The organism is Pseudoalteromonas sp. 19-MNA-CIBAN-0066 (genome assembly GCF_040308705.1).
Classification (GTDB): domain Bacteria; phylum Pseudomonadota; class Gammaproteobacteria; order Enterobacterales; family Alteromonadaceae; genus Pseudoalteromonas; species Pseudoalteromonas nigrifaciens.
This window is the reverse complement of sequence record NZ_JBEONZ010000167.1, coordinates 1-284: the sequence shown is the minus strand read 5'-3', so window position 1 is coordinate 284 and position 284 is coordinate 1. Positions and strand designations below refer to the sequence as shown.

Genomic DNA, 284 nt, shown 5'->3' with positions numbered 1-284 from the left:
GCATAGACTGCACCACCCGCTAAACACGCAGAGGCGTATGGTTCGCTGCGCATAACAGTTGGTACCTCACGGCAAATTACGTCACGTATTAAACCACCAAATATACCTGTAGTGATACCCATGGTAATTGCGACCACCATACCAGAGCCATTAATGAGTGCTTTTTCTATCCCCATAATATTAAATAACGCCATACCCACAGCGTCTACTAATAAAAAGTAGTAATTATTAACGCGCGGTAAATATCGAATAAATGCAATTGTTGCTATAACGGCCCCATAGGT

Annotated in this window: 1 protein-coding gene; it reads right to left on the bottom strand. The window is 42.6% G+C overall.

Going from position 1 to position 284, the window contains the following annotated elements:
* A partial coding sequence (locus AAEZ18_RS18665; RefSeq protein WP_352255878.1) for a trimeric intracellular cation channel family protein occupies positions 1–284 on the bottom strand: 284 nt, incomplete at both ends.